Raw genomic sequence first — 14,562 nt, forward strand, 5'->3', positions numbered from 1 at the left:
CCTCGATTAGTGCCATTCGATGGATCAGGGAGATCTTGGATTACACCGCTGCCAACGACCAACAGCGGCAGGGCTTGGTCACGAACAAAACTGCGGCTCACACCTACCCGACTGCAGAGACTTTGACGGCATGCGGACTTAACACTAGCAGCTCCATATGCTGCCTGCCGGCAGGCTGAAATGCTTTTATTGCCCTTCCCCACCCCAGAGCAGGACCAGACTTGCTTGCGCATCCTCCGGTGGTTGGGAATACCCAATCTACTCTTGCGCCGAGGTAACCGGCATCCTCGCCCCGGCGCCACATGCGCAATCCCGGTACAAGATGCCTGTCTCAAAGATCCCCTTCTTCGAGTTATCTGCCTGACCAATATAGGCGCAGGGCTTATCAATAATTGAAGGCAGAGGGAAAGTTCATTTATTAGTCCGAAATAACACTTATTGCATCATGACAATATACAGGCGTCAGTTCAGTGACTATCATAACCCTCACGCTAGAAAGCCAGACCGCAAGCGCATTGATCGCGACCGTTATAATGAATGAATAATTCATTAAAGTTGACGAGCGGGGATAAAATAAATAATAGCCATAAAAAACAATGAGTTAAATGAATAGTGATAATCAGAAAAACCTTCTTGAAATCATGGAAAAACTAAACAAGACCGATCACAAACATAAAAGTTTCAACCGTTAATCATTAAAACGAATTACACATATAACGCTTTGAAAGATTCGCTATCAATGCTAATAATCCGGCCGGTTCCGGGTTCTTGGGCAGCGCACCACCTCACATAAAGTGAACATCTGATCTCACGCTGATTATCCCGGTCTTTACTCAATTCAAATAACGATGGCGCGCTAAAGTTCAATAAAACTTGGGCCGTTGTTGTGCTGCGCACTAAAACTGCGCAAGGAAGACATCATCGCTCGCCATCATTCAAGGATTAAAATCCTTTCGATCTTTGGTACCCGTCCAGAAGCCATCAAGATGGCGCCTTTAGTCAAAGCCCTCGCTGCGGAACCAGGCATTCATTCGCAGATATGCATCACCGGCCAACATCAAAGCATGCTTAAGCAGGTGCTGGATCTGTTCGACCTCAAGGCCGATTACACCCTCGATGTGATGACGCCGCACCAATCGCTCAACTCGTTGACCGCGGCGCTTTACGGGGCGATTGACCCCGTGCTGGAAATGACCCGCCCGGACCGGGTGCTGGTACACGGCGACACCACTTCGGCCATGGTTGCCTCAATGGCTGCGTTCCATCGACGCATCCCGGTTGGTCACGTCGAAGCCGGACTGCGAACCGGCGATATCTACAGCCCATGGCCGGAAGAAATGAACCGCCGCTGCATCGACCTCAGTGCGGACATGCTGTTTGCACCGACCCACGAATCACGCCAGAACCTGCTCGACGAACGTCTTCAAGGTCGCGCTTTCGTGACCGGCAATACGGTGATTGACGCTTTGCAGATGACGGCGCGGCGCATTGAGCAAGACGCTGACCTGCGGGCAAGCCTGGACCAACAGTTCTCGTTCCTGCAAGCCGGCCGCAAGGTTCTGCTGGTGACCGGGCATCGCCGGGAAAACTTCGGCGAAGGCTTCCTGGATATCTGCAAGGCCCTGAGCCATCTGGCCCGACGCACGGATATCCAGATCGTCTATCCGGTGCACTTGAACCCCAATGTCATGGGCCCGGTCACCGAGCAGTTGGGCGATCTGCCCAACGTGCACTTGATCAAGCCGCTGGACTACCTGGCCTTCGTGCGCCTGATGCAACGTGCGCATGTGATCCTTACCGACTCCGGTGGCGTGCAGGAAGAAGCGCCGTCGTTGGGCAAACCGGTGCTGGTCATGCGCGATGTGACTGAACGCCCCGAAGCTGTCGCCGCGGGCACCGTTCGGCTGGTCGGCACCTCGCCGGACTCGATCATCGCTGGCGTCAACGCACTGTTCGATGACGACCTGCTGTGGCGCCGATGCTCCCAGGCGGCCAACCCTTACGGCGATGGCAAGGCCAGTGCGCGCATCGTCGATGCCCTGATGGGGCGCCCGGTCGATGATTTCGTCGTAACTGGGGTGCGGTTGCCAAAGTTCCAGCACCAGCCGTCAGGGCTAGCTGTACCCGAGAAAAGTCTCCCGGCTTTCACATCTTTATAAACCAAACCGCTCCTCCCCTTATCAGCTCGAGATCTACCTGAATGAAGTCTTCCGTTGCCATCCATACGGGCACGCTCAGCGCCCTCGCCTGTGGCGTGAGCCTGCTCGCGCTCATGCCGACTTTCGCCCTGGCCGCGGACAGCCCGCTCACCCAGGCGATCAACCGACTCAACGCCGACACGCGACAAGAGCGTGAGATCCGCTTGAGCGATCTGGGGATCGATGCACCGATCATCCTCGGCTCCACCGACGCCCGACGCGAGCTGTATCTTCCCGTTCCGGCGGGCGTGCCGCTGACGGATGCCACACTGAATTTCGACGCCAGCTACCTCAATGGCGAAGGCGGTCGCAACACGCTGCTGTTGTCGCTGGACGGTTATCCGGTGCGCGCGCAAGGGCTCAGCGAACCCCAGGGTGACGCCAGCGCCACGCTCGGCGTGGATAAGAATGCGCGCGAAAACGGCTCGTTGCGCCTCGGAGTTGCCTGGTCGTCAATCGTGTCCCGTGTGCTGTGCGAAGACGAACGCGCGATCGGCAATGTATTGCGTATCGAACCGGACACCCGCCTCAATTACAGCTACGACGCCAGCCAGTTACAGGACGTCGGCGCCGCCTGGACGGCATTGCCCGGCAAGCCGGGAATCATGGTCGCGCCGGGCACCTTGTCCGCCGACAGCTACGATGCGGCCTGGCGTCTCGGTGTCGCATTGGAGCGGATTGGCAAGCACAGCCGCGTTCTGCCCTTCCCCGCCGTACAGGACACAGTCGACCTGACCAGCCTGCGCATCCCGGCCGAACTGCTGGCTATTCCAGCGTTCGCCAGCCTCAATGGCAAAGGCCCGCTCGTTCTGGCCAACCCGGCGCAAATCGGTGCGCTGTTGATGTTGGGCCAGACCCCGAACGTCCAGGCGGATCTGGCAATCAACGACCCGCAACTGCTCAAAGCCGTCAACGAATCGCTGGACGCGCTGCAGAGCCAGCTTCAAGGCCTCGACGCCACAGCCGCCAACGCCTTCACGCAATGGCGTGAGCGGCATATCAATGCAGGTCTGGCCGCCACCGGCACTGACAACGTGCGCCTGGCATTGCTGGGCACCCGCCCGGTGCTGATGATCGCGCCGCAAGCAACCGGTAAGGCGCTGGCCCTGTTCAGCACGGCCTGGAACGCACTGGCACGCAGCCGCCAATTGACCGTCAGCGAAGCACAAATGCCCTTGAGCGCCGACGGTCGTGTGGCCTTGTCGCGCCTGGGTGGTAACCCCGGCGCCATTGACGTGCTGGCCAAATCCGACTGGAGCACTTCGTTCCCTCTTGGCAGCGTGGCTTACGACGGTCGTCTGCCGGTGAAGGCGGTAGTCGATGTGTCTGCCGCACCCGGTGCCTCGGACACCGCGCCGGTGGCCTCGCTGTTTCTCAACGATTACCTGATTGGCGCGCAACAGCTCGTGGCCAACGGTGAACAGCAACGCATCGAAGCACGAATCCCTCGTTACGCCTTGGGTTCGAAGAACGTTTTGCGCGTGTCGTTCCAGCGCCAGCCCGTCAGTGATCGTTGCCTGGAAACGCCACAGGCCTTCCCGGTCTCGGTGCTGCCGACCAGCCACATCGTGCTGGATAAAACGGCCCTGGGTGATGACTTCTCCGGCATGGCCGCGCGCTTTGCCATGGACGCGCAAATCCTCGTGCCACAGGCCTACCTCGAGCATCCAGCGAGCAGCTTGCCACACGTGATTTCGGTGGCTGACGCTGCCGGTGTTTCGCCGCTGCGGGCGCAACTGAACGTCAGTGCCGACCCGAAAGCCTTGGTCGCACCGGACAAAGCCTTCCTCGCCTTCGAGCTGCCGATCAAGGACAGCAAAGAGTCGGTGCAGGTCGATGAGCAGGGTCGCCTGCGCATCAATCACAAGGATCAGGTGCTGCTGGACGTGCATCCCCTCAACCACCTGGCCTCGTTGCAAGTGGTGGATGCCGGCGGCCAGCACGGTCTGGTCTATCGCGCCCTGGGCAATGACACGCCCCGCTTTGCCAGGCAGATTCTGCTGACCCGCGGCGACGTGGCCATCCTCGGTGACAACGGTGCACTGACCACCTTCGACACTCAGGACCCAAGTGGCAGCCAACTGATCGACAACGAAGAACCCAAGGGCCTGGACGCCTGGCGCAAGCCGTCGTTGTTGTGGCTGATTCCGGGTGGAATCCTGTTGGCCCTCATCCTGTTGCTGGCCGGCCGTAACGCCCGTCGCAATCGCCAGTAACGGAACCTTCCGATGACGTCGCTTTATTGGCCCTATTGGCTGGCCCACTACTATAGCTTCCTGGAAATCTCGACCATCGTGATCGCGGTGCTGATCCTGATCTCCAGCCTGGACGATTTGTTCATTGACCTGTGGTACTGGTCTCGCCGCCTGTTTCGCAAGTTCACCGTGGATCGCAAATACCGGCCGCTGACCGCCGAGCAACTGATGGCCCGGGATGAACAGCCGTTGGCGATCATGGTCCCAGCCTGGCTGGAATATGACGTCATCGCACCGATGATCGAGAACATGGTGTCGACCCTGGATTACCAGAACTATGTGGTCTTCGTCGGCACCTACATCAATGACCAGCGCACCATCGATGAAGTGGAACGCATGCGTCGGCGCTACAAGCAGCTGCATCGCGTGGAAGTCCCGCATGCCGGGCCAACCTGCAAGGCCGACTGCCTGAACTGGGTGATCCAGGCGATCTTCCTGCACGAGAAAACCCACGGCATGACCTTCGCCGGCGTCGTATTGCACGACAGCGAGGACGTACTGCACCCGCTGGAATTGCGGTTGTTCAATTACTTGCTGCCGCGCAAGGACATGATTCAGCTGCCCGTGGTTTCGCTGGAACGCAACTGGTACGAATGGGTGGCGGGCACCTACATGGACGAATTCGCCGAATGGCATGGCAAGGATTTGGTCGTGCGTGAAAGCATGACCGACACGGTGCCGTCTGCCGGGGTTGGCACCTGTTTCTCCCACCGTGCCCTGCGAGTGCTGGCCGGGGAAACCCAGAACCAGCCGTTCAACACGGACAGCCTCACCGAGGACTATGACGTCGGCGCACGCCTGGCCAAGGTCGGCATGAACGCGATCTTTGTGCGCTTTCCGGTGCAGTTTCGCGTGCTGCGTAAATCCTGGTTTCGCAAACCTTACGAGTCGACCCTGAAGATGCCGTTGTGCGTGCGGGAATTCTTTCCCGACACATTCCGTACCGCATTCCGCCAGAAAGCCCGCTGGACGCTGGGCATCGGCCTGCAAGGCTGGGAGCAAATGGGCTGGAACGGTTCGCTGGCCAATCGGTATCTGCTGTTTCGTGACCGCAAGGGCGTGGTGACGGCGTTCGTCAGCATCATCGCCTACGTGATTCTGGTGCAGCTGCTGGGCCTGGTCATCCTGCGCCAGAGTGGCCTGTGGGATGTGAGTTTCCCGACGCCGTTTGAAACCAACGGCTTCATCAAATACCTGCTGCTGGCGAACGGTATCGCGCTGGCCTGGCGTATCGCGCACCGCTGCTATTTCACCACCGTGTTGTACGGCTGGCAGCATGGATTGCTGTCCATCCCGCGCATGGTGGTGGGCAACTTTGTCAACTTCATGGCTGCATCACGCGCCTGGCGCATGTTCATCGTCGGCAAGGTAATGAACCGCAAACTGGTGTGGGACAAAACCATGCACGACTTCCCGTCCACCGACCTGGTTGCCTTCGCACCGCGCAAGTTGGGCAGCGTGTTGCTGTCCTGGCAGGCGATCAACGAAACCGACCTGCAAAGCGCTCTCCACGAACAGAAAACCCGGCACATGCCATTGGGACGGATCTTGCTCAGCAATGGCTGGCTGGACGACGAGACACTGGCGGAAGCCATCGCCTTCCAGAACGATCTGCCGCGGGTGTTCGATGTGGCCAACAAGGCACAGGCGTCGCCCCCTACCCTGGACGATGAATTCGCTCTGCGCTGGCGCGTGGTGCCGGTCGGCTTGAATGCCGACGGCCGAGCACAACTTGCCGTGGCCAGCCCGCTGCCGGCCGAAGGTCTGCAACAAGTCAGCGAGGTACTGGGCAGCGAACCGGTGCAGCTGATTGCCCGGGAAAGCGAAATCGTCGCGCAGTTACGTCAACTGAACGTGCGCGAAGGCCAGTCCGTGCCGGATGCTCGCGCGCCACTGCTGGGTGACTTGTTGATCGAAATGGGCCTGCTGGATCGCGACGTATTCAATCGCACCATGTTGCAGTACCGCCCGCAGCGTCACGGACGCATCGGCGACTATCTGGTCGACAGCGGCGTGCTGCCCCGCGCCACCATCGAAAAGGCCGTGGCGCGTCAGCACAGCCACTACCCTGCGGAGCTTCCGGCATGAAACGCCCCTTCCTGTCCCTCATGGCCACGGGGCTAAGCCTGTTACCTGGGCTTGCTCTTGCCGAGACGTTGCCGCTGCCATTGACCGGCCCGGCCTATGTCTCTGCCAACGAGGCCTACAGCGCCTACGCGCGCAAAGATTACGACCTGGCCATCGCCAAGGCCCGCGAAGCCTTGCGTCAGCGGGCTGACATCACCCGTTTGAACACCTTGATTGAGCTGGCGCAGCGCGACAAGGAACTGCGTGATCATCCCAAACGCTACCCCCAATCGCGTCAGGCCCCCGGCTTCGGCGCCGCGGCCCAGGCGTTCAAGGCCTACGATCGCGATGACTTCGGCACGGCTGCCCAGGCATCACGCAAAGCCATCGCCCAAGCGCCCAAACGCATGGATTACCGATTGCTGCTGATCGAGTCTTTGCAGCGCCAGCAGCACTTGCAGGAAGCGGATCAAGCCACCACCCAGGCGCTTGTGGTGTTCCCGGACGACGATACCTTGCTGATGCGTCGCGAAGCGATTCGTCGTCAATTGGCCGCTCCGCTGGCGGTTGAGGGTTATCGTGCCCTGGAGCAAGGCCAGGTGTCCCTGGCCGTGGACCAGGCCAGAAAAGCCGTCGCCTGGGCTCCGGAAATCGGCGCCAATCAGCAACTGCTGATCAGTGCCCTGCTCGCGGCCAAGGATTATCCAGGGGCCGAACAGGCCGCGTCAGGCGCTTTGGCGCAAGACGATGGGGAAATCGCTCCGTGGATTCTGCGCAGCTACGCCCGTGATCGTCAGGGTAAAACCCAGGCGGCCGAGGCTGACCTGAAGCATGCCCTGGCCATCGATGGTTTGCTGGAAGCGGAAAACCGCGACATTCGCTTCTTCGCCGCCGATGCCGCACTGGCCCACGGCGAGCCTCAACAAGCGCTCGATCATCTGCAGCCATTGGCCGACGATGAAGGCGGTGAAGTGGCCCGTCGACGCACCAATGCCCGCTTGGCGTTGCGGCAGAAAAACAACGGCGCGAACGTTATTGCCCACTTCCCTGCTCCGGCCTTGAACTGTCAGGAAACGGCTTTCGGCCTGGTCTGTGATATCTGGCCGGGCAACCAGCGTGATGGCGGAACCGACATGGCCGGCCAAGCCTACGCGGCCCTGGCCCGCAAAGACGCCGCTTCGGCGGTGGTTCTGGCCAACCAAGCCATTGTCCGCGCGCCACAGAATCCGGCGTACCGCCGACTGCTGGTGAGCGCCCTGAGTGATCAGAAACGTGTGCCCGAAGCCATCGCGGCAGCCAGCGAAGGTCTCAAGTTCACGGGCGATGACGCTCGTCTGCTCGCCCAGCGCGGCCGTCTGCGTCAGCAATCGGGTGACGATGCCGGGGCGCGCAAGGACTTTACCCAGGCACTGGCACTGGCCAGCCTTCCCGCCTACGAAGAAGCCAGTCTGTATGCCGCCATCGGCCAGCGCCGAACCGCGCGCGAACGGTTGCAACAAGCGCGGGACACGGGCGAGCTGGAATCGATGAGCGACCTGCAGATCGCTTATTTGTCGGTCCAGGCCGGCGACGATGACGGTGCCCACACTTCGTTCCGCAAGGCCGATGCCGACACCCGACTCACGCCGACAGCAACGCAGGATGCGGCGTACACCGCCATGCGGGTCAATGACGACGAGCAAGCCGTCACCTACTTCAAACGAGTCATCGACGCTAAAAATGCCGGTGAACTCGACATGTCCCCGCAGAAACTGTTCGACACCCGTCGCGCGGTGGCCGATGTGTCGCGCACCTGGGGATTGACCAACACCACCAGCTATCGCGGCAACAGTTCGAGCAGTGGCCTGAGCTCAGCCCCGAGTAGCGGCAGCAACAGCAATGACAGCCTGCAAAACAGCACCGAGCTTTCCTGGCGCCCCTTGGGCTATCGCAACGCACGTTTTGTCGAACTCTACGGACGCATCACCGACACGCTGTGGAGCAAGAACGGCGATTCGGATACCGGTTTCGATGCGCTGCAAGGCGCCGTGGGTGTCCGGATCAAACCCTTCACATCGCTGAACGTGATGGCCGCCGTCGAGCGTACATTCCCCTTGGGGTCGTCGGACGTCGACGGTGACTGGCTGGTGCGTCTGGGCTACGGCTCAAGCATCGGCACCGATCTGCGGGTGGATGCCTCCAGCTGGTGGACCTCGCAGTTGTTCGCTGAAGCCGGTCATTACGTCAACGACTCGCGTGACTACTTCAACAGCGAATGGCAGATGGGTCGCAGCTACGCCATCGGCGGTGCAGGCTCGCGCTGGGTGAGTTTCCCCCACGTCGTGGCCGCGTTCGACTACGACTCCAAGATGAACAGCAAGACGGACACCGACGGCAGCACGGACTCATCATCGGGCAAGGCCGGCGGCGTTGGTATCGGCAACAACGTCCGATACTGGTTCCGCGAAGATGCGTACAACGCCCCCCGCTCCTATGTGGACTTTTCTTTGCAGTACCGCGTGAAGGTGCTGGGCGATGATCGCGCTGAAGGCGTGTTCGCTCGCCTGACTTATTCCTATTGAGGACTTGCATGAACGTTCGAATGTGTTTGTGGCTAGGTCTTGGCCTGGTCCCGATGTGGGCACAGGCCGCCCCTGAAATCGCCCAGCTGTATGCGCCAAAACTGCCCGAGGGTTCCGCCTGGGTGCGAGTGGTCAATCCCGGTGATACCGCCATGCAGGTCCAGGTGGGCCAAGGCCCGGGTTTTGCCCTTGCCGCACAGACCGCAGTGGCCAGTCCCTTTCAGGTCGTGGACTCGCGACAGCCGTTGCACGTGACCGTCAATGGTCGCGAGATAAAAGGCCTCAGCGCACCAAAAGGTGCGTGGGTCACGCTGATTCTCGACAGCGACCCGGCACGGGCGCCACGTCTGGTCATCGACCCGCCACTGCGCGGTAAAGACCTGCGCGCCGAACTGAATGTCTACAACCTGGCCAACGGTTGCGACAAGGCCGAGGTCAAACTCGCCAACGGTGCTCCCGTGTTCAACCAGCTGCCGTTCAACGGACAAGCCCAGCGCACGATCAACCCGGTGCAGGCGACGCTGGTTGCCAGCTGCAATGAGAATGCGAGCGTGCCGTTGAAGCTGGCGCCCTTCAAGGCCGGGGATCGTTATAGCCTGTTCCTGATCGGCTCCCGTCAGGCTCCACGGCTGATTGGCCTTGTCGACCAGACCGCCCCATGAACCTTCAATCCAGACCCGAACGTTTTATCCGTCGATTGTCGATGACCGCCATGATCGCTGGCCTGCTGTCGAGCCTGCCAGGCACCGGCGTTCAAGCAGCCTCGGCGGTGATCACCGGCAACGATGGCTGGTTATTCCCGGCCTGGGAAAGCCTGAGCAAGGTCGACAACACCGGTACTGCCCGCAGCATTGCCCTGGTCAGGGAACTCCAGCAGCAACTTCAACGCGAACACATTGGGCTGGTCGTGCTGGTGGTGCCGATGAAAGCGCCGTTTTATGCTCAGCGCCTGCCCGTCGATCAACCCTTGAGCGTGGCCGTGATGCAGCGTTATGACCACCTGCAAAACGACTTGACCCAAGCAGGCCTGACCACGCTGAACATCAAGCCAATCCTGCACCGGACCGAGCAAGGCAAACAGACCGCGTTTTACCGCGCCGACTACCACTGGACAGCCTGGAGCGCCGAAAACACCGCAGACGCCACGGCGCAACTGATTACCGAGCGCTATCGCCTGCAAGGTGACCCCGGTGGTGGCGCGGCGCTGGGCCAATGGTTCGACAGACGCGCGTTCGGCGATCTGGCCAGTAATTTTCTGCCCGCAATCAAGCGCAAGGCGATTGGTCGCGACATCTACACCGTTCGCCATCAGGCCGAAAACGACTTGCTGATCGACGATGCGCCGGCACCGGTCCAAGTGATCGGCAACAGCTTTGTCCAGCCTTACCTGGGGTTTACGCAGAAGCTCTCAAATGCCTTGGACCGTCCCGTCGCACTGACCTGGAACCCCGGCGACGTCGGTCCGTGGGCTACGCTGCTGCAATACTTGGAGTCGGCGGATTTTGCCGAACACAAGCCGCAAGTGATCGTCTGGCAATTCAACGAGGGCCAGTTCCACCTGGGCCCTGATGCAGCAGCCAACTGGAACGCCAAAGGCGTCACCTCGCTGAGCCAATGGCATCAACGTCTCCAAAAGGCACTTCCGTGAACATTTTCGGCTACACCGCCAGTCGTGCGACCGTTGCGGCCCTGTTGTTTGCCGTCACCGTCGGCGCAGGCACCAGCATGCTCTACGTGACGAAGACCAAGGCCCTGGCCCCGGGGCTTGTCGGCATCGTCTGGCAGCCGGACAACAAGACCGTCGGTATCAGCGGACACTGGGAAAAACTGGGAGCGCGTGAGCTGCTGGTGCAATGGACAGTTGTCGACGATCAGGCCTTCGTTCCCGGTACTGGCCTGCCCGCCGTACCGGTGCTGCCCGATTGGGCGCGCATCGCCAAGGCACCCTGGGCGCAGGATGTGATCCTGGGACTGGCGGGTTATTTCAGCGAGAACCGCTCACGGGACAACATCGAACAGCTGGCCGCCGTCTCGGAACGGATCGCCAAATTGCCTACGCCGTTACACGTGACCGGCTGGTATTTCCCGGCTGAAGTCGACCCCAGCTGGACCCGTGCCAAAGAACTGCCCGCGCTGCTGGCCAAGCTGCCGCGACCGTTGTGGATCAGCGTTTATGACGGTGCCAATATCGGCCCCGTCGCCACCGCCGAATGGCTCAAGCAATGGCTGCCGGATGACATCGGCGTGTTCTTCCAGGACGGTGTCGGCGTGTACGCCCGCACGGCACCGGTCGCGCGAACCTACGCCGACGCCCTGAGCCAGCGTCTGGGCAAAGATCGTGTGCGGATCATCGTTGAAGCCTTCCGCCCCAACTTTGGTGGCGGCTTCCGCTCTGCGACCGCTGCCGAGCTCAAGCCGCAACTGGCGGCCTATGACGGATATCCGCTCTACCTGTTCGACGGGCCGCACTACGTGACGCCAGAGTTGGTCGAGCAACTGGTGCAGTAAAGCGTGCGCCGCTGACGTGTCAACTTTCAGCGAAAGCGCTTTCGGCCAGCGTTCGCAGCCCTGAATGCTTCGCGTGGACGCCAATCAAGTGTCCAATCGCCTGCGCATCCATAGGCCGGCTCAAGAAATACCCTTGAACCTCATCGCACCGGGCATCCTGCAAGGCCTGAAGTTGCTCGATCGTTTCCACCCCCTCCGCCGTGACTGTCAGCGACAGTGCCCTGCCCAGCCCGACGATGGCCTCGATAATCGACTGATCGTCACCGCTGGCGGCCAGCCCGGAGATAAAGCTGCGATCGATCTTCAACCCGTCGAAAGGAAATGAACGCAGGTAGCTCAATGACGAGTACCCAGTGCCGAAATCGTCCATTGCCAGGCGCACACCCAAGGCTTTCAAGTCGTGCATGATCTGCAGTGCGCCCTTGGCGTCGTCGAGCATGACATTCTCCGTCAGTTCCAATTCCAGCCGGGCTGGATTCAAACCGGTCTGCGTTAACACCGCCTGAACCCTGGACACCAACTGCCCACGCTGAAACTCTGTCGGCGACAGGTTCACCGAGACAAAGAGCTCTTCGGGCCAGGTCGACGCGGCCCTGCAAGCGGTGTCCAGTACCCAGTTGCTCAGCGGCAGAATCAACCCGGTTTCTTCCGCAATGGGAATGAAAACGTCGGGCGACAACAGCCCTCTCACCGGGTGCTCCCAGCGTACCAGCGCTTCGGCACCGGCCATGACCCTGCCGGCAATCTGATAGCGCGGCTGAAAGTGCAGACGCAACTCATCATGTTTGATCGCGTGACGCAGATCGCTTTCCAACTGACGACGATCGAGGATTCGAGCATTCATGTCGCCCGCGTAAAAACGCCAGGTGTTGCGTCCAGCATCCTTGGCTTCATACAGCGCGATGTCGGCATAGCGCAGCAACTCATCGGCCAGGGTGGCGTCAGCCGGTGCCATGGCAATGCCGATGCTGGCACTGATAAACACCTCATGCTCATCAATCTGGAACGGCTGTTCGATGCAATCGATCAAGCGCTGGCACAGGTGCTCGACCTCATCCTGAGAAACCATATTCGCCACCACCAGCACAAACTCATCGCCACCGATTCGCGCGACCAGGTCATCGGAGCGCAAGCACTGCCCTAGCCTTTTGGAGACCTCGTTGAGCACCTGATCGCCTGCGGCATGCCCGAGCAGATCATTCACCGGTTTGAAGCGGTCCAGGTCGACGCTGAGCATGACCAACGGATCACTCAGGGTCGGCGCAGCCTTGAGTTTGCCATCGAGGAATTCCTGCATACGGGCGCGATTCGCCAGGCCCGTCAGCGCATCGTGTTGCGACAGGTATTCGATCCGTCGGCGGGCCGCCACTTCTTCGGTGATATCGCTGGCCGTGCCGCGATAGCCCAGCCCCTCCATTTCTCGCACGGAAAGACGGAAAATCCTGGCTTGCCCGTCCCCTGACAGATAACTGCATTGCAAGATGGCGTTGGCCCGTCGCGAGTGGTTTTTCAACCACTGGGAAAGTGGGCCCTGATCAGACACCAGCAAGTCATCGATAGGACGACCAAGGCACTCGGCCCTGCGCAGTCCCGTCACGGTTTCGAAACGCTCTGACAGGTAGGTGAAGCGCAACCCGGTATCGATTTCCCAAATCCAGTCGGAGGACGCCTCGGCGACATCACGAAACCGCGCCTCACTGGCCGCCAACGCCGTTCGACTGACCTGCAGGGAGGTGTAACTGGCATCCATCACTTGCGCAGCTGCCGTGGTACGGCGCTGAAAAAGCCAGGTCATCAGTCCGATAATCAGCCCCGCGATACCGATCAGCGGCAACACCACGATCATCAACCGATGCCCCGGTTGCGCCGGTGTCCACTGCAGGGTGCCCGCCGTACCCCTTTCCCCCAGGCGCAAAAACGATGTGCCGAGCGCTGCACTATCACCTGAGGCCACGCGCAATTGAGCAATCCCGAAATCACTGGCCATGGTGCTCAATCGGGCAGCATCGAGCCTGGAGACGAACAACAGTATTGAGGCTGGCCTGTCATCCGTTTCGACCTGGAGGTTGGTGCCAGGCGTCAGGGGCGCGGCAGCGACCAACACCGGGGTGCCGTCAACATCGAGAAACGCCTTGATGGGTGTTTCGCCTTCGACATCAATGCGTGCACGTTCGATGAGCGCGGTGATGGGTTGTTTCAGCCAGTCTTCAGCGGTGACCGATTCCAGCTGCCCATTGATGACCGAGTACACCGTACGATCGGTCGGATCGATCACAAACACACCCTCAAACCCGAAGTCCTTAAACAGCGACGAGCCGGCATTCTGGCGGACAAATGCCCAGTCGATATCCACCTTCCTGTGCAGGTGCTCATAGGCATCGCCCCAGAATGCGTAGTCCTTGATCGTCAAAAGAACCGACTTCTCCAGGGATTGCACGGCCTTTTCCGCATAGAAGCGACTGCGGCGCTCGGCGTCCTGGTTTTGCTCGAAGGCGATGTAAACAATCAAGGTGCTGGCCAACAGGAAGATCGATAACAACAGACAAGAGAAGGCCATCAAAGACATGCGGGTCAGGGAAAGATTGGAGGTTTGCTTCTGCGGCAGACGGGCAAGTGGCTTGCTTTTCATAGGGCTTCCAGGCGGTACAACGACTACAGGCCTTATCGGCCCGACTGTCGATGCCTTGACCCGCTATCGCCTTCAACCGCTCAACGGTCGGGTCTTGCGAGACAAGCCAACCCTGAAGCTTCAGTCCACTTTTTCTGACTCTGTTTGCGGCGGCCGGGCTTTCGAGCGCGACGCCGGTAATCGCGGAACCTGTGGGAGCGGGATTGTTCGCTAGCTGAATGAGCGTCAACAGAACGTTGTTTTCTCGAAATACCGCATAACCACTGATCAGTTTGTTCGGTTTTTTGACACTTCCCCGATGTGCGGTCACAACTTTTGCGCTCCGCTAGGTCATAACACGGTGG

Annotated in this window: 8 protein-coding genes; 7 read left to right on the top strand and 1 reads right to left on the bottom strand. The window is 60.2% G+C overall.

The window, feature by feature from the left end:
* Nucleotides 1-920 precede the first annotated feature (920 nt).
* From wecB to KW848_RS01515, 7 genes are read left to right on the top strand one after another with little or no spacing between them, the layout of a single operon-like run.
* Nucleotides 921-2,159, top strand: coding sequence for a non-hydrolyzing UDP-N-acetylglucosamine 2-epimerase (gene wecB, locus KW848_RS01485; protein ID WP_218535353.1), 1,239 nt, complete (start codon nucleotides 921-923; stop codon nucleotides 2,157-2,159).
* A 41-nt stretch (nucleotides 2,160-2,200) separates the two neighbouring features.
* Entirely contained in the window at nucleotides 2,201-4,414 is a 2,214-nt protein-coding gene (locus KW848_RS01490) for a hypothetical protein (protein ID WP_218534932.1), read from the top strand.
* Nucleotides 4,415-4,426: 12 nt separating this feature from the next.
* The gene (locus tag KW848_RS01495) at nucleotides 4,427-6,541 is read left to right on the top strand and encodes a glycosyl transferase family protein (protein ID WP_192409317.1); all 2,115 of its coding nucleotides are present in this window, start codon (nucleotides 4,427-4,429) and stop codon (nucleotides 6,539-6,541) included.
* Nucleotides 6,538-9,081 (top strand): bacteriophage N4 adsorption protein A, encoded by a 2,544-nt coding sequence (locus KW848_RS01500; RefSeq protein ID WP_218534933.1) that lies wholly within the window; start codon nucleotides 6,538-6,540, stop codon nucleotides 9,079-9,081. The genes KW848_RS01495 and KW848_RS01500 overlap by 4 nt, the downstream gene beginning before the upstream one ends.
* Nucleotides 9,082-9,089: 8 nt before the next feature.
* The gene (locus KW848_RS01505; RefSeq protein WP_218534935.1) at nucleotides 9,090-9,743 is read left to right on the top strand and encodes an alginate O-acetyltransferase AlgF; all 654 of its coding nucleotides are present in this window, start codon (nucleotides 9,090-9,092) and stop codon (nucleotides 9,741-9,743) included.
* The gene (locus KW848_RS01510; RefSeq protein WP_218534937.1) at nucleotides 9,740-10,729 is read left to right on the top strand and encodes a twin-arginine translocation pathway signal; all 990 of its coding nucleotides are present in this window, start codon (nucleotides 9,740-9,742) and stop codon (nucleotides 10,727-10,729) included. The genes KW848_RS01505 and KW848_RS01510 overlap by 4 nt, the downstream gene beginning before the upstream one ends.
* Nucleotides 10,696-11,589: a hypothetical protein gene (locus tag KW848_RS01515; RefSeq protein WP_192409313.1), complete on the top strand. Its 894-nt coding sequence runs from the start codon at nucleotides 10,696-10,698 to the stop codon at nucleotides 11,587-11,589. The genes KW848_RS01510 and KW848_RS01515 overlap by 34 nt, the downstream gene beginning before the upstream one ends.
* Before the next feature lie 19 nt (nucleotides 11,590-11,608).
* On the opposite strand, the gene KW848_RS01520 is transcribed toward KW848_RS01515, so the two are convergent.
* Nucleotides 11,609-14,218 carry an EAL domain-containing protein gene (locus KW848_RS01520; RefSeq protein WP_218534939.1) on the bottom strand — a complete coding sequence of 870 codons (2,610 nt, stop codon included), beginning with the start codon at nucleotides 14,216-14,218 and terminating at the stop codon, nucleotides 11,609-11,611.
* Between the last annotated feature and the right edge of the window lie 344 nt (nucleotides 14,219-14,562).

Origin of the sequence: Pseudomonas sp. PDM25 (genome assembly GCF_019219045.1) — a bacterium.
Lineage (GTDB): Bacteria > Pseudomonadota > Gammaproteobacteria > Pseudomonadales > Pseudomonadaceae > Aquipseudomonas.